This is a genomic window from Paraburkholderia sp. C35 (assembly GCF_003121405.1).
Classification (GTDB): Bacteria; Pseudomonadota; Gammaproteobacteria; order Burkholderiales; family Burkholderiaceae; genus Paraburkholderia.
The window spans coordinates 75,914-102,436 of sequence record NZ_QBUY01000009.1 but is presented as its reverse complement, the minus strand read 5'-3'; the positions used below and the strand labels follow the sequence as shown (position 1 = coordinate 102,436).

Sequence of the window (26,523 nt, the reverse complement as noted above, 5' to 3'; positions counted from 1 at the left end):
TTCTTGCAAAACAAACGACACTCAAGGAGTAGCTGGCACGTCAGTCAGGTAGTGTCTTCCTATGCACATGCCAATGCGGCAAGGTCAAGTCGCAGTTCAGCTAGAAGCGCTTTGACCTCTGTTGATGATGGGTTGAACGTGTTACTCATCAGTTCGATCTCGCCGTAGATGTCAAAGCTGGTAGCCGGCGACGGCGCAAGTGCTGCCCCTCCCGTCGCGCTAGAAAAGTATTCCTCGACTTGCACAAGAATCCGCAGGAGCAGCGGCGCTCCCCAATCCGGATGTTGGTCGATGAGAGCATGCAGGCGTCCAGCCGTAAGCCCAATACGAATATCAGGAAGCGGGTCTACCAGATGCCAGCGTTGGTCTCCGTTATGGTTGTTAATAGCAAGAAGCGCAGCACGGTCTATCATGCGACTCAGCCATTCCGGCTCAGATTCACCTACCCCCCGTGCTCGCGAGGCTACGTCCCTTCTGAACGAACGCACGAGGTAGCGGGTGCTGTTCCGAGCTCCAATTGAAGTAACCAGCTTGAGCATCAAAAAGGCAAAGATCATTCCTACTAGCTCCGCAATTGCCGCCTGAAGAAAATGACCTGTGGGCTCCACATACGTGTTACCAAGTCCAAGCATTGGGAGAAAGCCGACCACCATACCCAACCCGGCGAGACTGGAGGAACGGTGTCCAACGAGTATGCCAATCAGAAGAAACGCCGGCGCAAGAGTCGCGAAGAGACTCACGTAATCAGACACAGTCGGCAACAGGCGAAGCACATAGAATACCGCTAGCGCCATACCTGCAGCCGCGCCTATTATCAACTTTGAGGTAGCGGGACCAGGTCTTTCCGAAGCAGAAAAAAGCGCGAAAACGACCCCGGCCAGAGAGACGGCACTTCCGCCGTCGACCCACGCTGTGAAGATCCAGACTGCTCCAGCAACAACCGTCGTGACGAATATACCGGCTGCGGCACGGGTCGCGTGCGCCCGATCAACGTGAAGACTTCGCTCGGGCAACTTTTTCATCAGAACGCGAAGGTCGTCGTCAAGTGGCTTCCACCGGTCGTCCAGATGAGCGTATAAACGACAGAGCCTGTGATAAACAATGACCAGTTCAGCGAGTGCCCCATGAAAGCTCACCGCCAGATCATCGCGATGGCCTGCCGGGCCTCCAATATTGCACTTCGCTAGTCGGTCCAATGCTTCCGCGACAGGGACAAGATTGCCTCGCTGGAACCCGTCCAGGATTTGACCTGTCGAGATGAGCGCATTTCTCTCATTGTCTCCCAGAGACTGTCGTTTCCTCATGCCATCCATTCGTTCCGACAACTTCGACAGAATCGGCATGAGCAGGAGCAACTGGCTTTCTAGCGCGCGAATGGCCTGACGATCCTGCGCTTTACGCGACGCATCGTACGGAAGATGGACCGCCATCTGATGTAGTTCGAGCAGTTCAGAAGAAAATTTGAGGATGTCGTCATTCACCGACGCACGAGACAAATTCAGGTCGATGGAATCATTTAAGAGCTTGCTCGTACGCGCCCGCAGGCGGGACGCGGTCTCGTTTATCGAGTCCGTAAGGCTTATCGGCAAAAACAGACCGTGTATGACCGTCGCGACCACGATCCCGAGTGAGACCTCCTCAACCCGGGAAAGCGCAACCGAAAACACCGTTTGCGGTTGCTGGACAACGAGAAATCCAATGGCGCTCGCGGTGTAGCCAGCAAGAAGAAACGCGTAAGAGCGAGCGGTGCGGTCAAGCGTTGACATATAAACGCAGTAGCTCAGCCATGCAGCAATAGCGGCGGTCATGGCGAACGGACTATCCGCGAAGAACGGGATCAGAACGACCATCGCAACCGCGCTCAGACACGTTCCTCCAAGCCGAAACACTGCCTTGGAACGGACAGATGCGGCGAAAGGCTGCGCCACCAGGAAGGATGTAGTCAACGTCCAGGACGGGCTTTCGAGCCCATTTCTTACGGCTATATAGAACGCAATCATCGTCGTGATGAAGATTTTGACCGCGAACAACGCCGCGCGCCTGTCCGCCTTGAATTGCGAGTCAGCGAAAATCCTGTGCGCTATCCTTCTTGGAAAGCCCGTTCCGATTGTCACGGTTCCCACCCTCCACCAAGCGAGATGAATACGTTCGTCTGGTCATCAGCAAGCGCGCTCTGTCCATTTGCGAGAGAAGTCTCAGACGCGCTTAATGCTGCTTCTGCCTGCAGGAGGCTCAGCAGGTCCGTGCGTCCAAAGCGGAAAAGCTTCCCAGCCTGACTCGCAGCCTTCTGGGCATCGTCGCGCGCAGCAGTGAGCTGTGCTGTGGCTTGAATCTGCTTGGCGTACGTGTCCAGGGCTGTCTCAACCTGTTGTAGCGCCTTGAGGACTGAACCGTCAAAATCAGCAGACGCAGCATCTGCTTCGGCTCCAGCTTCGTTGATCCGCGCACGCACCGCTACGTGATTCGGCCAGGACCATGAAAGCAATGGTCCGATGCTACCTCCCCACACACGAGGTGGACCAATCATCGCGATAGTCCCGACCAGCGTAATCTCCGGATACAGTTGTGCCGTCTGCACACCGATACCTGCAGTCGCTCCCGCAAGTTCCCTCTCAGCCGCCCGGATATCGGGTCGGCGACGGATTAGCCCAGCTCCATCGCCGACAGGCAGAGGTCTGCGAATCATTGGAGGCAGTGGGCAATCCTCCATCTCCCGAGGATATTTGGTCGATGGCTTCCCCATCAGCGCCGCAAGCGCATAAAGCGACGCCTGCCGTTGCGCCAAAATCGATGGCACGGCGGCCGCGCTCTGGTCTGCTGCCGCCTGAGCTCTCGAAACATCAAACGGTGTCGCTCTTCCATACGAGGAGAGCTTCTGGACGGCGTCAAGTGTTTGCTCCTGCACCATCACTACGCGCTTTACCGCAGCGAGGGAGCGGTTAGATGAACAAACCTCGACGTAATTTCGTGCGACCGCAGCCACGACGGTCAAACGAACGCTGTCCCTTATGGCGGCGACCGCTTCGTGGTTGGCTTTAGCTTGCTCGATCGCCCGTGTAACGCCGCCAGCGAGGTCTAGCGGATAGGCGACAGCCGCTCCAAGAGAGTAACTTCCGCCGTCCACCTTCTGGGTCGGGCTACAGCCGCCAAGTCGATTGTAAATGCTGCACCCAGTAATTTGCGTGGAAGGCAGTCGTTGAGCCTTTACTTCAGAGACAATGGCGGTCGCGCGAGCGAGATTGGCATCAGCTGCGCGGAGGTCGGCATTCGCTCGGAGGGCTTCCACGACATATCCATCCAGCCTCTCGTCTTCATACAGTCGCCACCAGTGATCAGGTAGCGGCAGCGTAGCGATGCCATCGGATGACGCACCGATAAACGGGCCATCTGCATTCTTACTTTTAGCGACTGCATTTTCAGGAATGGTGTAGTCCGGTCCGGACATACACGCGCAAACGGTGAGCGATGTTGCGATGAGCGCACAAACAAGCCTGAACATCACCCGTGCTCCCGCGGCGAAAAGACAACGGTCGCAGTTCTACCCATGATGAGCTGAACATTGCTCGGAACATGCTCGATTTGTACCCTGACGGGGATACGTTGAGCAAGCCGAACCCAGTCGAAGCTTGGATTGATGGCGGGTAGCTGGTTCGAAGCGGCACGGCGCTGGTCATCGGCTATCCCACCCGTGATGCTCTCTACGTGTCCGGTGAGCGGGGTATCTTCGCCCATGAGCTTGATGGTTGCGGTGTCACCGACGTGGACATACTTGAGCTTGGTTTCCTCCAGATAGGCTTCGACACGGTATGAACTGGCGTCGATTAGCGCCATCGCCTGCGCACCAGCGGAAAGCCGGTCACCAGGACGAAGGGAGAGGTTCACCACATAGCCGTCTACAGATGCCCGAATCTCGGTACGTGCGAGATTGAGCATTGCCGTGCGTTTCAATGCCATCGCCTGATGAAGCGCGGCCTCCGCGGTGCGCACCTTGGCTTGATCTTCTTCGAACACTTCTGTCGCTACCAGATTGCCTAGCGCCTCATCACGCACAACGACACGCCGTGCCTGCCCGAGAACTGCCTGTGCGTTATCGATCGCAGCATCTGAATTCGCGACAGCATCTTCGTACCGTGGGGTGTCGACGACAAATAGCAGGTCCCCTTTTCGGACGAACTGATTGTCGACCACGTCGACAGAGGTAACCATGCCTTGCACGTCAGGGCTGATCTTGACGACGTCCGCCAGCACATGCCCATCGCGTGTCCATGGCTTGTCTTCATAACGACGCCAAACACCTACCCCGACAAAAACAGATGTAACAAGTATCGCGACGGAAGTTACGTATCGTACAGCGTGAATGATGTAACGCTTCACAGCACCACCTACCCCCAGTGTTCTGCGAAGTAACAAAACACTGCCCAAAAGTTGAAGAATGCACACACTTCTATCAACGGCGCGAACGCCACAGATCCCCGCGCTCCGAAGCGCGAGACCACACGCAAAAGTAGGTACGCAGCAAAACCAGCAGGCACTACAAGCACGAACAGAAGCGGGACGTACACGCCGCTGATATCAATATCGTTGCCCATTTGATGTCGGGCGGTATCGCCCTTTGAGAAAATGACGAAATGAAAATGGCTCCCACCGACCCGGCAGACCAGCTTGATATGCGAAAACAGCTTGACTGAAGTTATTCACCTGATTGGCAGCAACCCAGAAAAGATGTCTCGTTCAGCTACCAAAGCTGCCCACAGCGTAACTCGCCCGATCCTCGCGATCCAATATCATTTCCCTACCCGGCATACCAAAATGGTATAAATGGCCTCGATCGCTCTGAGCAGCGGAGATAGAGAATGGATTTGAAGCGTCTTCGATATTTTGTCGAGGTTGCGAAGATGAGCAGCTTCACAGAAGCTGCTCGCTCCTTACATATGGCTCAGCCGCCGTTAAGCCAGCGGATTCGGGAAATCGAGCAGGAAGTCGGGACAACGCTGTTCAACCGGCAGGTTCGCCCCCTCGCGCTCACTCCTGCAGGCAGGCTTTTCTATGATCAGGCCGTTCATGTCCTGAGAACCGCGGACGCAATGGATACAACCATGCGGAAGTTTGTGGCGGCAGAGCGACCAAGATTCGTACTTGGTCTTGTTCCAGCGGCGTTTCACGCAAACATACCGAGGGTAATCGAGGCGTTCTGCACGCAGGCCCCCGATGTCGAGTTCTCGGTGCGAGAGTTGTCGAGCGTCGAACAGATTGTGGCGTTAAAGGATGGAAGAATTGACGCTGGGCTCTGTGGTCCAATCGCAGTGGATACGGATATCTCGCTCACCGAGCTGTTCGCGGAGGGCATCCTCGCGGCGGTACCCACCTCGTGGAACCCGGGCAAACGAATTTTTGACCTGAAGAGTCTGGTCAATCGGCCGTTGGTCAGCTATCCGAGCGAGCCGCGCCCAAGCTTTGCAGACGTGGTGCTCGATCTGTACCGTGAACACGGTATTCAACCCGGAGAACTGATCGAAGTCCGTGAACTGCACACCGCTCTCGTACTCGTAGCAGCTGGCCGAGGGATCAGCCTTGTCCCTGAGTCTGCAACTGCGCTGGCGCAACCGGGCGTGCGATATGTAAAACTGGCGCAACCCTTGAAACTGAAAATGATGTTGTGCCACCGAGGGGGAGATCAGTCTGCTCAACTTTCAACGTTGCAAGCGGCGCTCAAGCGAGTGATTCAAACAGGTAAAAAAGCAACGTAAGCTTTACGTCTGCCCAGCCTTGGCACTCACGAGCTTTCAATATTCTCATGCAATAGCGCGATCGCTGATCGACGAATCCTCGACCAACGCTATTCGCGGCACAGATTGAACCGGGTCGAGGTTCGCACAGTGCCGCAATTCATACATTTCACCCGCCAAAGACGGCGACGCGATGGATCACCATTTTGGCGCTGCACCTGCCAATTGGGCGATTCCGTGACCGAACGAGAAGTTTTCGATAGGGACAGGAACAAGCGTGACAAAGACATCGTCAGGCGAGATGCCAACGTCGCGTTGCAGCAGGCGCGAAATGGTGGCGAGAAGCTTTTGCTTGTCCGACAGCGGGCGATGCGCTCCGACCATGACGGTTATGATCATCGCATTCGCGGTGCGTTTCATGTCCATGAACGTTGGATCGATGAACAGTTCATCGTCGCCATGTTCGCTGATCGTGATAAACCGGTCGCCTTTCGGAATGTCGAGTCCCTCGACCAGCGACATGTTGAGAGCATTCCCAATCGCGACCTTCTGTTCACGACTGAATCGACCTTTCGGAATATGTGCATGAAAAACTGGCATTCGCGTTCTCCTATACTTCGATACATTAACGTGTTGCGAAACTACAGTTCACGACTGTCGGAGCTTTTGTTGCCCCACAGATGTGACCCAAACCATTCCACTGCTGCTCCACTAGCCATATCGAACTGAGCTTCGTATGGGTCGAAGTGATTTCCCTTTATCAACACAAGCCGCTTCGGTTCGAGCGCGCGCTCATAAGCTTCAAGTTCAAGATCAGTCAACGTAATCCTGTCGTCGTCCGCGACCACCATCAGGAGTGGTGTCGGCGAAATGCGGCTAACCCACACCCCGGGCTCATACATACCTGCTGCAAATGAGGAGCGCAACGTTACGTTGTTCTCCCATGAAGCGCCCACGAGCGGCTGGGAGTAAAACGCGATCGCTTCCGGCGCCCTGTAAGCGGCCGGAACATTCATATCCGCGCTGACAATCGCCTGCGTGCCAGGCTTTTCCCCGAGATGTTGCCTACGCATGTCCTCCATCAACGTCAACTGGAGCTTTGGTAACGCATCGGGCGGTACTCGACGGCGCACCTGCTCAAAGCCGCTGATCGTGGGAACCTGTGACACCACGCACTTGACGCGTCGGTCCGTTGCGGCGAGAACAAGAGCGTGCCCCCCGCTGTAACTCGTACCCCAAATTCCAATTCGAGAAGGGTCAACCTGCACCCTCGTTTCGAGGAAGGTGATTGCGCGCCGCCAATCCGCAACCTGTGCCCAAGGATCAATATCCTGCCAAGGGGCGCCATCGCTCGCGCCGAAGTTACGATGATCGTGAACAAGAACAACAAAACCGGCCTCGGCGAAGACAGTTGCAAACCGCTCTAGTCCGTGTTCCTTGACGGCCGCGAACCCGTGACACATCGAAATCGCCGCACATCGGTTCGTTGAATCCGGCGTGAACAGCCAGCCCCGTAGGGTAATGCCGCCTTCTCCTGCAAACTCCACTTCCGTCCTGCTGACCATCCGGCACTCCGTCTTCCAATTACGTTGATATCAACATATTATGACCGAGGACACAGTTTGACAAGGTAGGTTTGTTTTCCCCAGATGGAACCTCGGCTTCTGTCAAGCGTATAGTCTCGAGATTCACTCATTTTGTCGGAAGAAAATCATGGCGAGGGTTATTGCATCGCTGGAAAACATTGACGCGCGCTGCAACTGCCTTGCTGCCCGTAAAGCATCTCGGTATCTGACAGCTGCCTACGACCAGGCTCTCGCGCCAGCAAAACTCCGTGCAACGCAGTTTTCGATTCTGTACAAACTTGCGTCAGCAGGACCTGCAACCATCGGCGAACTCGCTCTCAATATGGCGATGGATCGAACGACGCTTACGTCGAATCTGAAGCCGCTGGAACGCGAGAGCCTAATCGAGATGGCTTCCGGACAGGACCGACGGGTGAAAATCGTAGCGATTACCGTAGAAGGAACGTCTCGTTATCACAAAGCCCTTCCGCTGTGGAAGGCCGTTCAGCTCGAATTCGAGACTCGCTATGGAGAAAAGCATGCAGCCTCGCTGCGGAACGCTTTGTACGACGTCCTTGAAAGTGGCTTTAGTCCGTGGTCAGAAGCGGATGCAGTATCGCTGTAAGCAGATTGTGGCAAGTTAGCGGACTTCACGCACGCGACGCGTCTGGTCCGAGTTTGATGTTGCCAATGCAACTCTCTATTGCGGCTGGCAACAGTTGATGCACTCAACATTTCGTGGCACTTTAATTTCCTCAAATTTGAGGAACTGCAATGAAATTTAACGATACAGCCCCCGTTATGCCAGCAACCCTGGGCGGACCTCCTTGGCTCGACAAGCTGGCAGACAACGCAACGATGGAAGCGACGGTCTTTCTTCGTCCGCTGGAAGGTAAAGAAAATATCCGCCACATGATCAATGCTGCCCGAGAAATTTACGAATTTCAGGACTTCATCTACAAGGGTGACTTGGGCGACAATTTCTTTTTCGAGTCGTATCGCAGCTCAGTTCAGGGCAAACCCATCGAAGCGATGGTAATGGTACACATGAACGAAAAAGGCGAAGCGGATTCACTGGTCATCAACCATCGTCCCATCGACGCAGCGGTGCTTTTCTCGAAACTGATGCATGAAAAGGTGAAGGACCGTTTCGGGGATGAGTATCTTCTCAAGCCGTGACTAAGTCGCTTACAGCGACGACGATACAGGAGTTGCTTCGAGCAAAAAGGTGGGATGAAAGTTTGACGCGCTTCTGTTTCCTGCGCACAGGATTTCGTGATGCGAGGGATACGGGTTTTCGTGCCTTCGAATCATGGCGCACCCCTGATGCGTGCATGTTGTCTGAGGGTCATTTGTTCTTCGCACCAGTCACGACGACATTTCGTTGTCGATATCCTCGCGATTGTTGCGAGACAATGGTCAGGGCGCTTCCTGACTTTCGCGGCATGTTCAAACACGAACTTAAAGCGATATTTTTTGCAAAACCACTTTGTTACGAATTGGTAACAAAAATTCATGTGATGTAGTGAGTTCGGCGTTGCGTTGCTTTCGCATGCATGAAAAAGTGCGTCGGATGCGATGCCAGGCCTCCTTGCATTAGTCGCTTTTCCCGACCTTGACCAGAAAGAGAAACTTCCGCCATGCGTTTTGAAGGCTCATCGCAATACGTCGCCACCGACGATCTGAAGCTTGCGGTCAATGCCGCTATGGCTCTAAAACGCCCTCTGCTCATCAAAGGCGAGCCAGGCACGGGCAAGACCATGCTCGCGGAGGAAGTGGCCGCAGCGCTAGACATGCCGCTACTGCAGTGGCACATCAAGTCTACGACCAAGGCACAACAAGGCCTCTACGAATACGACGCCGTCTCCCGGCTGCGCGATTCCCAACTTGGCGACGAGCGCGTGAAAGACATCCGCAATTACATTGTCAAGGGCGTGCTGTGGCAGGCGTTCGAGTCGGAGCAGCAATCGGTGCTGCTGATCGACGAAATCGACAAGGCCGATATCGAGTTTCCGAACGACCTGCTGCGCGAACTCGACCGAATGGAGTTCTACGTGTACGAGACGCGTGAACTCGTGAAGGCGAAGCATCGCCCGCTCGTGATCATCACCTCGAACAACGAGAAGGAACTGCCTGATGCGTTTCTGCGCCGGTGTTTCTTCCATTACATCAAGTTTCCGGACCCGTCGACGATGCAGCAGATCGTCGAAGTGCACTTCCCCGATGTAAAGAAAGACCTGCTCGCCGCCGCCATGCAAAGCTTCTTTGAACTGCGCAATGTCGCCGGACTGAAGAAGAAACCATCCACTTCTGAGCTGCTCGACTGGCTCAAGCTGCTGCTCGCGGAAGACATTCCGCCCGAAGCGCTGCGTTCGAAGGACCAGAAACAGATTGTGCCGCCGTTACACGGCGCCCTCTTGAAGAACGAACAGGATGTCGCGTTATTCGAGCGGCTTGTCTTCATGAACAGCAAGAACCGCTGACGCCGTTCCTACTCATTCCAGCTATAACGCGTACGCGCGCCCCGTCATATCACCGACACCGTGGAAAACATCGCATGCTGATCAACCTTTTCTATTCGCTACGCGACGCAAAACTGCCGGTGTCGGTCAAGGAATACCTGACCCTGCTGGAGGCACTCAAGCGCAACGTTATCTCTCCGTCGCTTGACGAGTTCTACTATCTGGCACGCATGACGCTGGTCAAAGACGAGCAACACTTTGACAAGTTCGACCGGGCTTTCAGTGCCTTCTTCAACGGTGTCGCGAGCAAATCGGAGGCAGCATTTAATCTTCCGCTCGACTGGTTGAAGGAAAAATTTAACCGCGAACTGTCTCCGGAAGAGAAGACACGGATTGAAGCTATGGGCGGCTTCGACAAGTTGATGGAACGCCTGAAGAAACTATTCGACGAGCAAAAGGGCCGACACGAGGGCGGAAATCGGTGGATTGGTACGGGAGGCACGTCGCCATTTGGCAACGGCGGCTACAATCCGGAAGGTGTACGCATGGGTGGTACCTCAGGCAACCGTACGGCAGTGAAGGTGTGGGATGCCCGTGCTTACCGCGACTACGACGACAAGGTTGAAATCGGCACGCGAAATATCAAGATCGCTCTGCGCCGCTTGCGTCGATTCGCGCGCGAAGGTGCCGCAGAAGAATTAAACCTGCCCGACACAATACGAAGCACAGCTGCAAATGCCGGCTGGCTTGACCTGAAGATGGTGCCAGAACGGCACAATAAGGTGAAAGTGCTGATGTTGCTTGATGTTGGCGGCTCGATGGACGACCACATCAAGCGAACCGAAGAACTATTCTCGGCTGCAAAAGCCGAGTTCAAACACCTTGAGTTTTATTACTTTCACAATTGTGTGTACGACTTTCTGTGGAAGAACAATCGCCGCCGCCACGAAGAGCGTATTCCGACCTGGGATGTGCTACGCAAGTTTACACCCGACTACAAGCTGATATTTGTGGGTGACGCAACCATGAGCCAGTACGAAATTCTGCAACCAGGAGGCTCAGTCGAATATAACAATCCAGAGGCTGGCGCTGTCTGGTTGCGCCGACTCGCCGACCAGTTCCCTCATCACGCGTGGCTCAATCCCGAACCAGAAGGTTTGTGGGCACATCGTCAGTCGGTAAGTACAATCCGCGAGATGCTTGGTCATCGCATGTATCCGCTTACTCTGTCCGGTCTGGAAAGTGCTATGCGCGTGCTGAGCAAGTAGTGCGCCGCCACGCGCACCTGTATAGCTAAACCACGAACAGCCTAGACTTGTTCGTTCAGCCGAAAAACGGAAACTGCGGCACTCAAATTGACCGCCTGCTCTTCCAGAAGTAACGCAGCCGCGGTCGCCTCTTCAACAAGTGCCGCATTCTGCTGCGTAACCCGGTCTATCTCGATCATCGAGCCATGCACCGCCTCAATGCTCCTGCTCTGTACTTCTGAGGCATTGGCAATTTCGGTGACCACTCTGGCGGCGTCCGACATCGACGAGCGAATGCTACTCATCGTCACCTGAACCTCGCCCGCCTGATCAGAGCCGGCTCGAATCTCTTCAACCGACGTCGCGATAAGCGCACGAATCTCCTTGGCCGCAGATGCGGATCGTTGCGCGAGGCTGCGCACTTCGCTGGCGACGACCGCGAACCCTTTTCCCTGCTCTCCCGCACGCGCAGCCTCTACGGCAGCATTGAGAGCCAGAATGTTCGTTTGGAATGCAATTCCTTCGATAACACCCGTGATCTCGTTGATGTCGGTAGAACGTTTGTTGATTCTCGCGATGATGGCGACCATTTCGCGCACAACCTCTTCGCCGGTCACCGCGCTCTTCGTTGCCTGCGCCGCGTACGCGTCTGCGCGATGAGCATTCTTCGCATTCAACGTCACAGCATCGTTCAGTTCCGTCATGGTTGCAGCCGTGCGCCTCAACGACTCGGCCTGTCTCTCAGTACGTACAGAGAGATCCTGATTCCCTGACGCGATCTCCTGAGTCGCAACTTTGACAGAGCCGCTCGCGACCTCGACCGATGACATGGTTTGACTGATTCGATACATGAACTTGTCAAACGATCGCGAAGCTTTTCCGAATTCGTCCATCCTTGGAGGCGCGGCGCGCTTCGACAGATCCAGCGTCTCGGCGAGATATTCAAACAATACGCCAATGCGGTTAAGTCCCCCGCACACCAGTCGGATCAGATGCCACCCGCCAGCCGCCACGACCGCGACTCCAAGTGTTGCCAGAGTGAGATTGACCAGAACAGGAAGAGGTATTCGACCGGTCTCTGCCCGAAGACGAATCAATTCCAACGCGGAGTTCGTTGCGATAGAAAGCAGCAGAAATCCAAGCGAGATGAAAGCCAGATGGAGTTTCAGCCGAACTGAAAAAGACAGATTGCGCACACCTTTTCCTTATGTTTATTCAGATGTCTTGATTCAGCGTACCTGCACCGAGGTAAACCAAGGTTCGCATATCTCGGCAGTGACGAAAGCGGCGTACGCTCCCGCTAAAAATCGCTCCCGTCCTTGTTGAACGGGAACGATCTAGACTTCAAGGTTTGAGCTTTTGCGTCAGCCTGTTTCTGCCGTATCAGAACAATTGTCGAAGGCCGACCATCATGCCGAGTTGCCCCTGTCCGGGAGCCGGCGTTGTGCCGCCCCCGCCGGAGCTGACTGAAAAGGCTGAGTGACTGCTATTCGTGAGATACGATCCCATCAGGTACGTCGCCGTGCGCTTTGACAAATAGTACGTTCCACGTACCACACCAAGCGTGGCGCGTGCATCCTGGCCAGATACGATAATGTGATAGACGCCGCCGTCAAGCGTAAATGCGGGGTCAAACTGATAGCTTGCGCTGGCGTAGTAAAGGTTTGATCGGAGATTCGGCCCCCCTGACGCGTCGGTATCGACCCATCGTCCAATCCATCCCGCAACGAGCTTCATGCCGTGGAGGGTGACGTAACCGTTCGCCTGGGCACGATCATCCCTGTCTCCAGCAGCTGTGAGCGCCACAGGCTTAAGTCCATCGAAAAAGCTCGCGGCAGCGCCCGCCCCGCCGCGTTGCTCTTCATAAGAAGCGGCGGCACCAAACCATGAGCCGTCGTACTTAAGCATCGTGGACCACGACCGGCACTCAGTCATTTCACCTGGAACCTGCCCTGCACAAATTCCCTGCCCTGGCGAATTGCCAGTTCCTGCAGAGTCCCGTCCGAACGAATACTGCGCGCCAACTGTCAGCCCACCGAATTTGCCGCGATAAGTGACGGAATTGTCGCTGCGGGCGTTTGGCAGGTACGAGTCCCGCGAGGCCATGCCGTACATGTTCGGCCCGATCACGTCCGCGTCAATTACTGCAAGGTACGTCATCGTATATTGACGCCCGAACGCAACCGTGCCGTACGGACTATCGATGCCAACCCAGCGTTGACGTCCAAACAACCGCCCGCCTTGCCCAGACGTGCCGGAGTTGACATTAAACCCGCTCTCAAGCGCGAACACCGCTTTGTAGCCATTTCCAAGATCTTCCGATCCCTTGATGCCCCAACGCGACGGTAGCTCTCCAGTAATTGAAGGCATTCTTACAACGCTTTTCCCCTCTGCATTCGCGTGAGACACATATTCCACACCCGTATCAAGCAAGCCGTACAAGGTCACGCTGCCTTGCGCGAACGACGTCGAACTAATCGCCAGGAGCGCTCCGCCGATCGCCACATTCTTCTTCATCACTGTCTCCGATAATATTTCTACTATTCACTCACGCTTGAACTGTCTTGTTTTGTATTTAGTATTACTAATTTATATGTTTTCACCTCGTTACGTTGATTTACTTATGCTTATCGACTTATACTTGTGACGAACGAGTCACTTATGAAGTTTTGTTCTTGCAGTGCACATTCGGATTGAAATACATGACGTGCTGCATCAATCATCAGCGGATTTCCACAGGCGTAAACTTCAAAACTCGAGAGGTCCGGGTTGTCTGCTCGTACAGCTTCATGGACGAATCCAACTCGTCCACTCCATTCAGGATCGGGATCAGACAGTACGGGGATGAATTTCAAGGTGCCGGCCGATTCAGCCCACGCCATTACTTCCTCTACCGCGTACAGGTCCTCCTTTCGACGGCCGCCCCAATAGAAAGCTGCGCCACGGCGCGAAATGGAATCGGCGTGGGTCCGCATCATTGACGCAATCGGGGCGTAGCCCGTTCCTGAGGCCAGAAAAATGAGGGGAGCGTTGGTATCACGCAGCGAGAAAGAACCGAACGGACCTTCGATGCGCAATAAATCGCGTGTTTTGAGATTCTCATACACGTGTTGCGAGAAGCGGCCACCCGGCATTGCTCTGACATGCCACTCAAGTTCCCCACCCACACTCGGTGCATTTGCCATCGAGTAGCTACGCCGAGCCCCGTCGCGAAGAACAACATCGACGTATTGACCGGCATCAAAAGAGAACCCACTCGTGGCCGGCGGCTGGATTCGTAAAATGGTCACGTCCTCGCTTACTCTCTCAACGGACGTCACCCGTGCGCCGACCTTGAGAGTCGGGCGCCCGGGAATCCCCGAGACTTCGGGAGAATCGAGAACGACGTCAGAGGCAGGTAACGCCAGACACGTAAGACAGTGATCCGACGCCAATCCTTCCGGCCGCAATCCCGACGCATAGCCGATCTCCCCCGAAACGATGCGTGTCTGACACGCACCACATTCCCCCCGACGGCACGAGTGCTTCGGGTGGAATCCGGCCGCCAACGCCCCCTCAAGAACCGTCGTAGTCGAATCGCACTGGAATTCGACGTTCGACGGTTCGAACTTGACAACGAACGATGTCATGCCTGGACCGCCTTACGAGACCTGGCCCGATGTGGGTTCAGCCTGTTGCCTCGCTTTCAGATCAAGTGCAACATCGACAATCATGTCTTCCTGTCCGCCGACCATCCGGCGCTTGCCCAGCTCGACGAGAATGTCTACCGTCTTCAGACCGTACTTCTTTGCTGCGACCTCCGAGTGCCGCAGAAAGCTGGAATAGACCCCCGCATAACCAAGAGCCAGAGTCTCGCGATCCACCCGAACCGGGCGGTCCTGCAACGGACGGACGATCTCATCCGCCGCATCCATCAGCGTGTAGAGGTCCGTTCCATGATTCCAACCCATGCGCTCAGCCGCTGCGACAAATACTTCAAGCGGCGCATTGCCCGCTCCCGCACCCATACCGGCGAGCGATGCATCGACGCGGTCGCAACCCTCCTCAACCGCCACAATTGAATTGGCCACGCCCAACGAGAGGTTGTGGTGTGCGTGCATGCCAGTTTGAGTCTCGGCATTGAGCACCGACTTCACGGCCCGGAACCGGTCACGTACGTCATTCATCGTCAACGCACCACCCGAATCGACAACATAGATACAGGTCGCACCGTAGCTTTCCATCTTCCTTGCTTCGCGTGCCAGGTTCTCCGGCGTCGTCATATGGCTCATCATCAGGAAGCCAACTGTGTCCATGCCCAGTTCGCGCGCGTATTCAATATGCTGTTTCGCGATATCGGCTTCGGTGCAGTGAGTCGCAATTCGCACAACACGAGCGCCGGCATCATAGGCAGCTTTCAAGTCATGGAGTGTGCCAATTCCCGGCAAAAGCAGCGTCGCAATCTTCGCGTGATTAACGACATCGGCAACTGCTTCAATCCATTCGAGGTCGCTGTGAGCACCGAACCCGTAGTTAAAGCTCGATCCTTGCAATCCGTCGCCGTGGGCGACTTCAATGCTGTCGACCTTCGCTTTATCGAGAGCTCGAGCGATCTCCTGGACATTCTGAATCGAGTACTGGTGACGAATAGCGTGGCTACCATCGCGCAGCGTCACATCCGAGATATAGATTTTTTTGCTCATCTTCATGCTCCTCAAGCGCTTTCGACGCTCAAGAGCGTGCGTGCAATACGGTCTGCAGTCGCGAGTGCTGCGGACGTCATGATGTCAAGATTTCCAGCGTATGCTGGCAGGTAATGTGCTGCGCCCTCTACCTCGAGGAAAACGGAAGTCTTCAGACCGTGAAACTTCCCGTGGCCAGGAATATTCAGTGGGGCGTCCACGGGAATTTCGTCAAACTGAACCTGTTGCTTGAGACGGTATCCAGGAACATAAGCACTGACGCCAGCTACGATCTCGTTGATCGAACGTTCAATCTGATCTCGGTCCGCGAGTTCAGACAGCGTATAGACCGTATCGCGCATCATCACAGGCGGTTCTGCGGGATTCAGCACGATAATCGCCTTCCCTTTGGATGCGCCGCCAACCGTGACAATCGCCTTGGAGGTCGTCTCCGTGAACTCATCGATATTCGCACGTGTTCCTGGTCCGGCAGACTTGCTGCTGATCGAGGCGACGATCTCTGCGTAATGAACCTTTGCGACACGCGATACCGCGGCGACGATTGGAATAGTCGCCTGTCCACCGCACGTCACCATGTTGACGTTAGGCGCGTCAATATGTGCTTCAAGATTGACGACGGGAACGCAATACGGCCCAATTGCTGCTGGCGTCAGGTCGACCATTCGAATCGAAGGCTTCTTCTCGCGCAAGAACGCATCATTCTTGACGTGTGCACCGGCAGACGTTGCGTCGAACACGATGTCGATGTCTTCGAAAATGGGGAGATTTGCAAGTCCAGCCACACCCTCGTGAGTAGTGGCGATCCCCAGCCTGGCGGCACGCGCAAGTCCATCCGAGTTCGGATCAATGCCAACCATCGCGGCCATTTCGATGAACTCGCTGTTGCGCATAATTTTTATCATCAGATCGGTCCCAATATTGCCGGACCCGATGATGGCTGCTTTCAATTTCATGTGAACTCCTGCTTCAATTGTTTGATGCGGCTTATCGCAAGTGAATGACCGCGTGATGATTCGAGTAAAGGCGTTCAACCTCTGAAGCGCGCAGCGTCAACACTGCCCGCTGATTGACGTAGCCCTTATCGGTAATCTCCCCGCTTTCGAGTGAAGGAGGCGCCGTGAGCAACATTGCGCGCGTTGGTCGCTGAGACGATCCCCAGCCGCTCCCAAGTCTCGTCAGGGCATCTTCGAGCTCCAGCCGGATCTCCTGACATGCCGCCAGTTCGTCACCACTCATCTCCGCCGTGTGGTCCTGCGCCAGCGCTCGTAGCGCCGCAGTCGGGAATAGCAGCAGCCCAACCTCATCACGGTCGTGCCCAGTAATGACTGCGTCCTGGATGTAAGGCGACAACGCTGAAATTGCGCGCACGCGCAAAGTGCCAACGGATACCCATGTGCCAGTAGTCAGCTTGAAGTCTTCCGCCACGCGGCCATCAAAGAGAACGCCGCGACTGGGGTCGTCAGGGTCGACGAGTCGTCCAGCGTCTCCGATGCAATAGAAGCGCTCCTCGTCGAACGCTGCCCTTGTGCGCTCCGGGTCGTCCCGGTAGGTCGAAAATACCGAAGGCCCGCGTACCCTCATTTCCAGCTTGTCCTGAGCCGGAACGAACTTGAGTTCAATGCCGGGTACGGGTACGCCGATGTTCCGTGCGTCGGAAGTAGCGAAGTGCGCACTGGTAACGACGGGCGACGTTTCTGTCGAACCCCACTCGGTCGTGAAAAATACGGGATCGTCGCGTACCGTCGCCGCAACAGCGGTCAACCGGTCGGCTGTTTTCTGAGGAAGCGCAGCAGCGGCGAAAAAGACCATATCCACGCGCTCGAAGAGAGCAGCAGCCGCCTCACGATCACTTTCTAGCCACGGGAGAAGTGCGTCGTAGCCACGAGGCACATTGAAAAAGAGCGTTGGACGGATCTCTTTCAGATTCTGAACAGTTCGTTCAATCATCCCAGGCATGGGGCGCCCGTCATCGATATAGAGGGAGCCGCCGTTACGCAAAATCAGATTGAAGTTGTGGTTCGCGCCGAACGTATGACTCCACGGCAGCCAGTCGAGAACAACGGGCCGCGAGTGATCGACGAAGCGCCAGCATTGAGCCATCATTTGCTGGTTCGCGCAGAGCATGTCGTGTGTATTCACTACGACCTTCGGCTTGCCCGTCGAACCGGACGTCAGAAGCAGGCGCGCAGGAGTTTGCGGCGTTATGGCGAAAAATGCCTGATCGACAGCGTCGGTTGGCGTAGCCTCCTCAAGACCTGAAAACGCGAGGGCGCCGGGGCGCACGTTCCTCGAATAGGCGATTCGACAACGACCCTGGAAACTCTCGGCAGCGCGACTGTACATTTGCCCGTCCTCGGCATAGATGAGGGCGGGTGATAACTGCTCCAGCATCGAATGCAGCTTCGTGTAGTCTTTCGCGATGCGCGAATACGCCGAGGACAGGATTGCGATTGGTGCGCCCACGTGCATTGCAGCCAACGACAATAGCGCGAGATTGACGCTGTTATCTGACAACGCAACAATTGAACCACCTGAGGGCAGGTTCAGGTCGAGCAACGATTGCGCAATCCGCCGAACCTTATCGAGCGCCTCTGCATAGGTAACGCTGCGCCACGAATTATCTGGGCTGGCGCCATCGCGCTCTGCGACGAATACTGCGTCGGGCGTTCGGTTTGCCCATTCCACCAGCCATTCACCGACACGTCGATGATAGGGTTGCAGCAACTCGGCCGACCGGAGTATGAAGCTGCCATCGCTTCGATCCTCGCGGACAATTTTCGGGACAGCCAAAGCGTCCGCACGCACAAGCGGCGATTGTTGGTGACCTCCGGTCAACATCAGTGTGTCTCCTCGCTTACTAAATTCCGGATGAACGTCGCAGATTCCACTGATACGCCATCCGTTCTGCTCATGTAGCCTCTTTACAACTCTCGAAAACTGCTGATGACTACGTCATCCGGCAAGAAACAGCTCCGAGACCAGCGATCTCCACGTCAATCGACGCCCCTGCAGAAACGGGCACCATGGGACCCAACGCTCCCGAAAGCACAACGTCACCAGCGCGCACGGGCTGGTTGCGCGCCGCCAGCGTCTTCGCCAGCCACCACGCTGCATAAAGCGGATTTCCAAGGCACGCGGCCCCTGACCCTTCGGAGGAAAGCTCGCCGTCCACACGCATATTCATCGCGCAGGAGACAAGATCGACATCAGAGATGCACCTTGGGGTATCACCGAGGACGTACAGCCCACAGGATGCGTTGTCTGCAATCGTGTCGACCAGCGTGATCTTCCAGTCGTGGATCACGCTATCGACGATTTCAATCGCAGGAATCACGTATTCAATTCCACGCAGGAAGCGCCCCCAACTAATGACGTCGTCGTCGAGATCTCGCGCAAAAACGAACGCAATCTCGGCCTCGGCTTTCGGCTGAATCAATCTGCTCGTCGGTACATCAGACCCAGTCAGAAACTCCATGTCGTCAAACAGGATCCCGAAGTCCGGCTGATCGACCCCAAGCTGCTGCTGCACTGCCTTCGACGTGAGACCAATCTTTTTGCCGACAATCCCCTTCCCTGCTTCTATTGCGGCTTGCGTGTTGATTTCAGCCACTGCATATGAAGCGTCGATACCCTTGATCCCAAACGTCTCGGAAATCCGGGGAATGGTCTTTCGCTGCTCGCGTGCCTCACGCAACGCGACCGCTGCCTGCTTGATGCTGTTGTCCACGATTCGGGAACTCCTTCGTTCAAGGCGTCGAGCACGCCCAAGATTCAACCTGATCCAGTTTGCGAGCGAATGCCACGCGTTCGGCGTGCAGGCTCTCGACATACTCCTGTGCAAGGCGATCCACAATCGATGCAACCGATTCGACCGCCTCGATGGAGCCCACACCGTGGCCGGCGGACCATACGTCCCGCCATGCTTTCGGAGCCGTGCTGATATCGCCTGAGAAGTCAATCTTCTGCTCTTCTCCAAGCTGTGTCTCGGAAAGACCCGCTCGCTCCAGCGTAGGTCGTAGCCAGTTGGCAAGGACGCCGGATACTGCTTTGGATGCCACGAGGTCTTCCATACGGCAATTGACCAGCATCTCGCGATAGTCGGGATGCGCCAGACTCTCTTTCGCTGCAATGAAACGGGTGCCAAGAACCGAGAAATCAGCACCGACCTGCTGAGCCGAATGCACCTGCGCACCGTTGGAAATTGCACCAGCAAGCCCAATGGGGCCGTCCCAGAATGCACGGACTTCGTCCACGAAAGCAAACGGATGGTAGGTACCCGTGTGACCGCCAGCGCCCGCACATACCAGAATGAGCCCATCAACTCCCGCCTCGACCGCTTTACGGGCCATCGTCGGCGTTGCAACATCTGCCATGACGAAACCGCCATACCTGTGCACGTGCTCGAGTACTCGACGGGGACTTCCGAGTGCCGTGGTGACAATCTTCGGCTGGTATTGCTGAACGAGTTCAATTTCCGCATCGAACCTGTCATAGCTTCGATGGACGATCATGTTTAGCGCCCAAGGCGCGCCGCCGGCCTTCTTCGTGTCAGAGGCGATACGGCTCAGGGCCTCGTCAAGGGCCGTAACATTGCGTGCATTCGGTGCCGCATAAGTTCCGACGATGCCAGCACGTGACGAAGCAGTCACAAGTTCTGGACTCGAAACCAGGAACATGGGCGCCGACATGACGGGTAAGCGGGTTTTCGCGAACAGTTCGCGAAGCTGGGAAGCAGTGGAATTCTCTCGCATGATGCTGAACTCTGTTAGTTACGTCACTTTTGCGTCTTGCGTGACTGACGGCCGCGAATTTCCCACCCGCAATCGCTTTGCAGAATGGCGGCCGTAGTTGCCGATGAATTCTTGCGGGAAGCGAGCAAGACGTAATGACCTGTGTGGTCTTCCGGTTGTGCGATGAATCCCAGGGGCATGGCTTGTGCCACTGAATCCGCAAACCCTGGAATATCGGACAGACGGTCGTTCTCACGTCCAAGTGCTTGCGGCCCCTTCAACGGAGTAACAGTTCCACCCGGTGCGACCGCGTTCACGCGAATGTCCGGCGCCAGCTCATATGCGAGTTGCTTCACAAGGCCGACGCCTGCATGCTTGGACGCAACGTAGACGGGTCCGCCACCGCCCGCATAGAAGCTGGCATTGGATAGCGTGAAAATCATACTTCCGTGGCTTTCGCGCAAAGCCGGGGCAGCGGCATGAGCAGCGAGCAGATAACCCAGCACGTTTACACCGAACACTTCTTCGAAAGTTGACTTCAACGAGTCGCCCTCGTACTTCCGTAGCCCCGCGAAATGGTCCCACACGCCGGCGTTGCCTACCAGCGTGTCGAGCTTGCCGAACTTGTCAACAGTCGCCGCGACCGCTTCCTGATTGGCATCGGGAGAACGCACATCGCCGACGGTGATGACGATCTTGTCGCCGAACTCTTTTTGCAGAGCGTCAACGTGCGCTGCACTGCGAATGAGAACGCCGATACCGCGCGCGCCTTCTTCGAAGAAACGTCGAACCACAGCGAGTCCGATTCCCGAGTTTGCACCCGTGACGAGTGCAACATGATTTTCGAGCCAGCTCATGGTCAGAAGAATGTATTGAGGTTTTTGGACATCAGAAGTGACTGCGTGATAACGATTTTTCGCTTGGCGATCCGTAGTTCGCCGTCCACTTCTCGAAGCACGTCCTCGCGACGACCGAGCAGAAGATCGTTGTCCGCCTCGCCGCGGCTGCGATAGTTCACAAACACGGAATGCACAACATACTCACCGCGAGCAAGGCCCTGGTAAGCCTCTACGTTGCTGATCACGTGCACATGGCGGGTCGGCGGATCCTCCGCCCAGGCGGACGGCTGGGCAAAACGAGCGACTCGTCGCTCGAGGTCGAAATGGTTGTCGTCGAAGTACGCGCCGCGTCCCAACGAATACGCACCCAACCGGTCGGCACGTCGACGATTCTCAATCGCCGGCATCCAGTAGTGGATATCAGACGTCGTCAGTGCGAGCCAATCCTGCCAGCGCTCACTGTCGAGAAGCCGAGCTTCACGAAAGAGGAACTGCTCGATTCGATGCAGCGTTTCGCGATCCACCGCCTGCTCTTCAAACGCCGCCATGACTTCGGGATTTGCATTTGCATTCATGCGTTCACCTTGCTTTCGTCGTAGTGAAGCGCACTTTCGGGCAACACCGCCTCGTCGCGGCCAGGGACTTCCTCCCATGTACGGGCGCCCATGAGGTCAGACCAGCGCTGGTAAAACGCGCGATGGTTCGCTTCATTGACCTGATTCCGATATACGTTACCCGGCAACCCCGTATCATTGAGCTGGCTACCAAGGCCAAGCCCCATGTACAGGTCCTGTTGCCGCGTTACGAACCCGGCATTTGTGCGTGTCGAGAATTCAAAATTCTCGCCGTCATCCATCTCGAAAACACCCGAAGGCGAGAACGTCAACATCGTGCCCTTGAGCCAACGTTCCTTGATGTCTTGTGGCGCGCTACGATTGACGATTGTCCACGTATGCAGCTCAATCTTGCCTGGACCGCGGGGGTGCCACACGCGGAACGTGTTCTGACCTGGCAGGAACGAAATATTCGGAAATATGCTGGCAGACGAAATTGAGCCAATCATCTTCGAACGGAATTCGCCAAGCCGCTCTGCCACTTTCGGCTGGATGCTGTACAGGTACTTTCGAATTTCCTTGTCGCCGAGCGTGGCGGCATTGCCGACGACGTCCTGGTTGAACTCCCAGCCGTGACCATTGAAGTTCACGTGATACGAATCAGGGTCTTTATAGACTTCAGCGACAGGGCCCCCGAGCATCGCGCGCGCTGCAGAATCGTGCGTCCACAGTGCGTGATAGATATCGCCGATGAAATTTTCGACAGGGATCTTCCAGTTGCAGTTGATCACCGATTTCACGCAGCTACCAACGAACTCTGTGCCCTCGCCCTCCATGTCAAGCAAAACGTCGAGATAGAAACGGAAGTCACCCAGCCACTCGGACAGGGAAGGTGCGTTCGCGTCCATGTTGCCGAACACGAGCCCTTTGTAGGTGGCGACCTGAGCTACCGGATGCAGGCCGTGCTCGCTGTTCTTCATTCCGCTTTCTTCGAAGAGCTCCTGGCCCGCCATCCCTCGCAGCTTTCCGTCGATGCCAAAAGCCCACCCGTGGTAGTTGCAAACGAAGCTACGAGCGCTACCGGCGTCGGTAAAATTCAACTTGTTGCCACGGTGCGGACAGGTGTTAAGGAACGCCTTGATCGTGCCGTCTTTTTGACGGACCACGATGACGTTATCTTCAGCCATGTACGTCGTCAGGTAATCGCCAGCCTTAGGCACTTGCGATTCGTGCCCCAGAAACAGCCAGCTGCGGGCAAAGATCTTTTCGAGTTCCTGCTCGTAAATCTGGTGATCCCAATACACGCGGCGGGAGAGTCGACCCTTTTCAAGGTCAAGCAGCCGGTCAAGGTAAGGAAGAGGCTCGCTTACTTCGTCGCGATTCAATCGTGGGCAAGCACCCGTGCAATCATGGGTCATCTTCTGCACCTCTCAGACCGACGAAACCGAGTCTTCTGACTCAGCGTCCAAATCGGCGAATACCTCGTCGCCTTCTTCAATAATCCGGTACGTTCGCAGGTCGACCGTGCACGGAAACGTAACGGCCTGGCCAGTCGGTATGTGAAACTGGCCGTCGTGGAGCGGACAGGCAATCAGGTCGCCGTCCACAATCTCACCACTCGTAAGCGACGCCGTCGCATGCGTGCAGGTGTCACTGGTCGCATAGAAGCGACCTTCGATGTTGAACACAGCGAGCGGACAACTGTTACCTTCAACCTTGCGCATCTCTCCAGGCGCGAGTTCTTCGCGCTTGAGCAGAAAAACCTTGTTCATGTGAAACACTCCGTTATTGCAGATGGAGCTGGACGAATCCGAGCCCTGTCACCCATTCGGGTACTGGTGCGTAATCAATCACTTCTCCGCGCGCTCCCTTTAGAGCGCCCATCGCGCAAGCCCAGTTTCGAACCTCCATCCCGCCGTTGCCGCCGTTCTTGAGGATGTACTCGTCACTTAAGCCAGCAAGTGAATCGACGTCACCGCGGGTCGCATAGTCAAGAATTTCACTGTCGAAACGCTCATTCACCCGCCCCAACTCAGCGGTGCCCACCCAGTGACTGATGCCGCCGCTCCCTATGATTGCGACGCGTTCATCGTCCGGCGATGCTTCGATGGCTTCGCGAATCTGGCGACCAACTTCGACCGCACGCTTCAATCGAATGTATGGGTCTACGCCGGATGCGAGGTACACAGGAATTGTCCCAACCTGAGCGCCAGCATCTCGCAATGGCTGCACGAGCAGCTGGTTTGGGATCGCTATGGAATGGTCAACGGTCAAAACCCGCGCAACAGCCCAGTCGAATCCGTTTTCATGTCCGTGCTGTGCAATGTGCTGCGCCATCTTGGCACTATCCGGAATCACGCCGCGCCGCAAGCCCGGGAACGCGTCCAGTGGCCCATCGACGTCTCCTGTTCCGATCAGAAAGCTCGGAAGGCAAGTTGTGCCGAAGAGCATGTAATGGTCAGCACCGACGATAACCACGCTCGTGGGCTTCAATTCGGCCAGACGCTTCGAGCACTTCTCGAACGCGCTCCACATGCGAACGCGGATTTCCTGCTTGGGTGCGTCCGGCGCGACAAACATCACCGGGTCATGTGGCACGAGAAAGCCACCTACAACTTTTGCCATGCTGGCTTTCTCCTACTGTTTGAGTGCCGCTGAGTGAACTGCTTCGTCGTCGCCTATCGGCCGAAGTTTTGCCATGTAGGCGCGCATGTCACGATTGGGCGATAGCTCCTGCCAGAATCCCATCGTCAACATCGGATTGACGCCGACCTGCTGCATCTCGAAGACATCGAAATCGAGAACCATCTTGCGTTCCGCTTCCGTAAGAGCAAAGCGTTGCAGGAAGCCTTGTGCATCGTCCCGAAATCGCTGTTTTGAGGCACGGTCGACGGATAGTTGGTGGAGCACACGCTCAAGCACGTTGCGACTCATGGCACTTACTCGCAGAAAGCCGTGACAAGACGCAGAAAGTCGGTGCGGCGCTCGGTTTGCACCCAGTGACCGCACTGCCCAAACATATGCAAGTCAGCACGAGGAATGGCTCGAGCGAGCAACTGGCCGCATTCCGGCGGCACCACGCGATCCTCGCGTCCGTGCAAGACAAGCGCCGGCGCCTGAATCTTCGAGACGACGTGCTCCGGGAAGCCCTTCACGATGGTCGGACCTTCCGCGTTCGGCTTCGGAATCAGCTTGCGCAACGCATCCTGCGCGCCCGGTCGGGCACTCGCCTCATAGCGCGACTTGACCATTTCGGCCGTGATAATCGACTGGTCGTAGGGAAACAGTCGCATCGTCCGCTCCATGTTTTCGAGCGACGGCTCGTATTCCCACGCCGACCGCAGTCCCGGCGTTTGCTCGAATTCACCGGCAGGCGTTCCGAGGAGGACAATCCGGTCCACTCGCGCCGGGTCAAAGACAGCAAGACCCAGAGTCAACGCACCACCAAAGGAGTTACCGACAAATGACGCTTTCGGGATTTCAAGCGCATCCATGATTCCCACGAGATGCCGAACCCAAAGCTTGATGTCGTACTGGCTATCCTCTTTGAACTCCGTAAATCCAAATCCAGCGATGTCCGGCACGATGACGCGGTGCTTCTGAGCCAGATCGCCAAGTACACCCTTCCAGTTCGTCCAACCCGAAACACCAGGCCCTGATCCGTGCAACAGGAATAGTGGCGTGCCACACCCTTCATCGAAATAGTTCGTTCGATGCTCAGCAGCAACCAGCTCCTTACCAACGCCTTCCATGACCGTCATCTTAAAATCTCCATACGCATACGTATGGGTATGGTATGTGCGACTTCTGCGTGCGTCAACAAAAATGCATCCTAGGGTAAACGCTGCTTTTGAAGAAATTCGATCTTGGCTGACGTTCAGCTTGCGGAGTTCATATACACAGGTCTAAAAACGATAAAATGGGCGTTTTCCGGAGCCAAAATGGCAGAGACAAAAGTCGTTCAAAGCGGGCGCGGACAGTTTGGTCCTGCTGACTGGATTCGCGCAGCGCATCGCGTACTGGAGAGTCGCAGCATTGATGCAGTTCGTGTCGAGGTACTCGCGAAAGAGCTTGGTGTGACCAAGGGAAGTTTTTATTGGCACTTCAAGGACCGCGATGACCTGCTACAGCGCATGCTCACTGCGTGGCGTGACGCCGCAACCGAACAGATCATCTTCAGGTTCGAGAGTCGAGGGCTGTCGCCGCGTGACCTGATACGTGATCTGCTCGCGTTACCTTTTCGCGGCGAGTCGGCAAAAGAAGCAGCAGCGACTGAACTGGCCATTCGAGCGTGGGCTCGTCGCGATGAAGCGGCAAGAAATGTACTGGACGAGGTCGACGCGAAGCGACTCTCCTATATCAGCGAGTGCTTTCGAGCTTTGGGGTTCAGCGCTTCCGAAGCCAAAGGGCGAGGGTTTGCGCTTTACAGTTACGAGCTTTCAGAGTCTCTACTCTCGAACCAGGGAACCGCGAAGCAGAAAGACGAGCGCCGCGCGTTCATGGAGAAGATGCTGCTGGCACAACTCAGCAGCGACAAGAAGGCCTGACGCGCGCAGTCTGATGCCCTTAGGTTACGACACGCATGCCCGAGCCAGACACAGCGCGGCGAATGACAGAACCGCGCCGCGGTTTGACCGTTTGCGAACGGCTGTCTTGACGGCGGTGTCTTCCGGCTGCTACACGAGCGCATACTCCAAGCTTTCCCGGACGCTGCGGTC

26 protein-coding genes are annotated in these 26,523 nt (G+C 55.9%); 6 read left to right on the top strand and 20 right to left on the bottom strand.

All coding sequences use genetic code 11. From position 1 onward, the window contains the following. Positions 1–59: 59 nt before the first annotated feature. From DK391_RS08630 to DK391_RS08620, 3 genes are read right to left on the bottom strand one after another with little or no spacing between them, the layout of a single operon-like run. Positions 60–2,114 (bottom strand): FUSC family protein, encoded by a 2,055-nt coding sequence (locus tag DK391_RS08630; RefSeq protein ID WP_109477582.1) that lies wholly within the window; start codon positions 2,112–2,114, stop codon positions 60–62. Next, entirely contained in the window at positions 2,111–3,499 is a 1,389-nt protein-coding gene (locus DK391_RS08625) for an efflux transporter outer membrane subunit (protein WP_109477581.1), read from the bottom strand. Before DK391_RS08625 ends, DK391_RS08630 begins: the two co-directional genes overlap by 4 nt. Then, positions 3,499–4,374: an HlyD family secretion protein gene (locus DK391_RS08620; protein ID WP_109477580.1), complete on the bottom strand. Its 876-nt coding sequence runs from the start codon at positions 4,372–4,374 to the stop codon at positions 3,499–3,501. The genes DK391_RS08625 and DK391_RS08620 overlap by 1 nt, the downstream gene beginning before the upstream one ends. 479 nt (positions 4,375–4,853) lie before the next feature. Here DK391_RS08620 and DK391_RS08610 point away from each other — a divergent pair, with 479 nt between their 5' ends. Next, positions 4,854–5,747 carry a LysR family transcriptional regulator gene (locus DK391_RS08610; protein ID WP_109477578.1) on the top strand — a complete coding sequence of 298 codons (894 nt, stop codon included), beginning with the start codon at positions 4,854–4,856 and terminating at the stop codon, positions 5,745–5,747. A 177-nt stretch (positions 5,748–5,924) separates the two neighbouring features. Here the strand turns inward: DK391_RS08610 and DK391_RS08605 are convergent, their stop codons facing one another. Beyond that, entirely contained in the window at positions 5,925–6,326 is a 402-nt protein-coding gene (locus tag DK391_RS08605; protein ID WP_109477577.1) for a tautomerase family protein, read from the bottom strand. A 41-nt stretch (positions 6,327–6,367) separates the two neighbouring features. After that, on the bottom strand, positions 6,368–7,291 hold the full coding sequence (locus DK391_RS08600; RefSeq protein ID WP_109477576.1) for an alpha/beta hydrolase: 924 nt from the start codon (positions 7,289–7,291) through the stop codon (positions 6,368–6,370). A gap of 148 nt (positions 7,292–7,439) precedes the next feature. On the opposite strand from DK391_RS08600, the gene DK391_RS08595 reads away from it, so the two are divergent. From DK391_RS08595 to DK391_RS08580, 4 genes are all read left to right on the top strand, one after another. Continuing rightward, positions 7,440–7,916 carry a MarR family winged helix-turn-helix transcriptional regulator gene (locus tag DK391_RS08595; protein WP_109477575.1) on the top strand — a complete coding sequence of 159 codons (477 nt, stop codon included), beginning with the start codon at positions 7,440–7,442 and terminating at the stop codon, positions 7,914–7,916. A 149-nt stretch (positions 7,917–8,065) separates the two neighbouring features. Further along, on the top strand, positions 8,066–8,470 hold the full coding sequence (locus tag DK391_RS08590; RefSeq protein WP_109477574.1) for a hypothetical protein: 405 nt from the start codon (positions 8,066–8,068) through the stop codon (positions 8,468–8,470). Positions 8,471–8,931: 461 nt separating this feature from the next. Then, positions 8,932–9,774 carry a MoxR family ATPase gene (locus DK391_RS08585; protein ID WP_109477573.1) on the top strand — a complete coding sequence of 281 codons (843 nt, stop codon included), beginning with the start codon at positions 8,932–8,934 and terminating at the stop codon, positions 9,772–9,774. A gap of 74 nt (positions 9,775–9,848) precedes the next feature. Then, a complete protein-coding gene (locus DK391_RS08580; protein ID WP_109477572.1) occupies positions 9,849–11,021 on the top strand; it encodes a VWA domain-containing protein in 1,173 nt (390 codons plus the stop codon). A 41-nt stretch (positions 11,022–11,062) separates the two neighbouring features. Here DK391_RS08580 and DK391_RS08575 read toward each other — a convergent pair whose 3' ends face one another. The 15 genes from DK391_RS08575 to DK391_RS08505 all read right to left on the bottom strand — a co-directional run bounded on the left by DK391_RS08575 (position 11,063) and on the right by DK391_RS08505 (position 25,566). Continuing rightward, positions 11,063–12,196, bottom strand: coding sequence for a methyl-accepting chemotaxis protein (locus DK391_RS08575; RefSeq protein ID WP_109477571.1), 1,134 nt, complete (start codon positions 12,194–12,196; stop codon positions 11,063–11,065). A gap of 187 nt (positions 12,197–12,383) precedes the next feature. Next, positions 12,384–13,517 (bottom strand): porin, encoded by a 1,134-nt coding sequence (locus DK391_RS08570; protein ID WP_109477570.1) that lies wholly within the window; start codon positions 13,515–13,517, stop codon positions 12,384–12,386. 110 nt (positions 13,518–13,627) lie between these two features. Beyond that, positions 13,628–14,629: an FAD-binding oxidoreductase gene (locus DK391_RS08565; protein WP_109477569.1), complete on the bottom strand. Its 1,002-nt coding sequence runs from the start codon at positions 14,627–14,629 to the stop codon at positions 13,628–13,630. 12 nt (positions 14,630–14,641) lie between these two features. Next, positions 14,642–15,682, bottom strand: a complete 1,041-nt coding sequence (gene dmpG, locus DK391_RS08560; protein ID WP_109477626.1) for a 4-hydroxy-2-oxovalerate aldolase — start codon at positions 15,680–15,682, stop codon at positions 14,642–14,644. Between the two features lie 11 nt (positions 15,683–15,693). Then, a complete protein-coding gene (locus tag DK391_RS08555) occupies positions 15,694–16,635 on the bottom strand; it encodes an acetaldehyde dehydrogenase (acetylating) (RefSeq protein WP_109477568.1) in 942 nt (313 codons plus the stop codon). Positions 16,636–16,666: 31 nt separating this feature from the next. Next, the gene (locus tag DK391_RS08550) at positions 16,667–18,520 is read right to left on the bottom strand and encodes a feruloyl-CoA synthase (RefSeq protein WP_109477567.1); all 1,854 of its coding nucleotides are present in this window, start codon (positions 18,518–18,520) and stop codon (positions 16,667–16,669) included. Between the two features lie 109 nt (positions 18,521–18,629). Further along, a complete protein-coding gene (locus DK391_RS08545) occupies positions 18,630–19,409 on the bottom strand; it encodes a fumarylacetoacetate hydrolase family protein (RefSeq protein WP_343225380.1) in 780 nt (259 codons plus the stop codon). Positions 19,410–19,428: 19 nt separating this feature from the next. Continuing rightward, positions 19,429–20,433 (bottom strand): nitronate monooxygenase, encoded by a 1,005-nt coding sequence (locus DK391_RS08540; RefSeq protein ID WP_109477566.1) that lies wholly within the window; start codon positions 20,431–20,433, stop codon positions 19,429–19,431. Positions 20,434–20,456: 23 nt separating this feature from the next. Continuing rightward, complete coding sequence (gene hcaB, locus DK391_RS08535) at positions 20,457–21,269, bottom strand: 3-(cis-5,6-dihydroxycyclohexa-1,3-dien-1-yl)propanoate dehydrogenase (protein WP_109477565.1); 813 nt, start codon at positions 21,267–21,269, stop codon at positions 20,457–20,459. A gap of 2 nt (positions 21,270–21,271) precedes the next feature. Then, on the bottom strand, positions 21,272–21,826 hold the full coding sequence (locus DK391_RS08530; RefSeq protein ID WP_204117316.1) for a 3-phenylpropionate/cinnamic acid dioxygenase subunit beta: 555 nt from the start codon (positions 21,824–21,826) through the stop codon (positions 21,272–21,274). Then, positions 21,823–23,223, bottom strand: a complete 1,401-nt coding sequence (locus DK391_RS08525; protein ID WP_109477564.1) for an aromatic ring-hydroxylating dioxygenase subunit alpha — start codon at positions 23,221–23,223, stop codon at positions 21,823–21,825. The genes DK391_RS08530 and DK391_RS08525 overlap by 4 nt, the downstream gene beginning before the upstream one ends. A gap of 12 nt (positions 23,224–23,235) precedes the next feature. Beyond that, complete coding sequence (locus DK391_RS08520) at positions 23,236–23,577, bottom strand: non-heme iron oxygenase ferredoxin subunit (protein ID WP_109477563.1); 342 nt, start codon at positions 23,575–23,577, stop codon at positions 23,236–23,238. Positions 23,578–23,590: 13 nt separating this feature from the next. Further along, positions 23,591–24,430, bottom strand: a complete 840-nt coding sequence (locus DK391_RS08515) for a protocatechuate 3,4-dioxygenase (RefSeq protein ID WP_109477562.1) — start codon at positions 24,428–24,430, stop codon at positions 23,591–23,593. Positions 24,431–24,442: 12 nt separating this feature from the next. Beyond that, positions 24,443–24,739, bottom strand: a complete 297-nt coding sequence (locus tag DK391_RS08510) for an extradiol ring-cleavage dioxygenase (protein ID WP_109477561.1) — start codon at positions 24,737–24,739, stop codon at positions 24,443–24,445. A 5-nt stretch (positions 24,740–24,744) separates the two neighbouring features. Beyond that, on the bottom strand, positions 24,745–25,566 hold the full coding sequence (locus DK391_RS08505) for an alpha/beta hydrolase (RefSeq protein ID WP_204117315.1): 822 nt from the start codon (positions 25,564–25,566) through the stop codon (positions 24,745–24,747). A gap of 180 nt (positions 25,567–25,746) precedes the next feature. Between DK391_RS08505 and DK391_RS08500 the strand changes: the two genes are divergently transcribed. Next, positions 25,747–26,352: a TetR/AcrR family transcriptional regulator gene (locus tag DK391_RS08500; RefSeq protein ID WP_109477560.1), complete on the top strand. Its 606-nt coding sequence runs from the start codon at positions 25,747–25,749 to the stop codon at positions 26,350–26,352. Positions 26,353–26,523 lie beyond the last annotated feature (171 nt).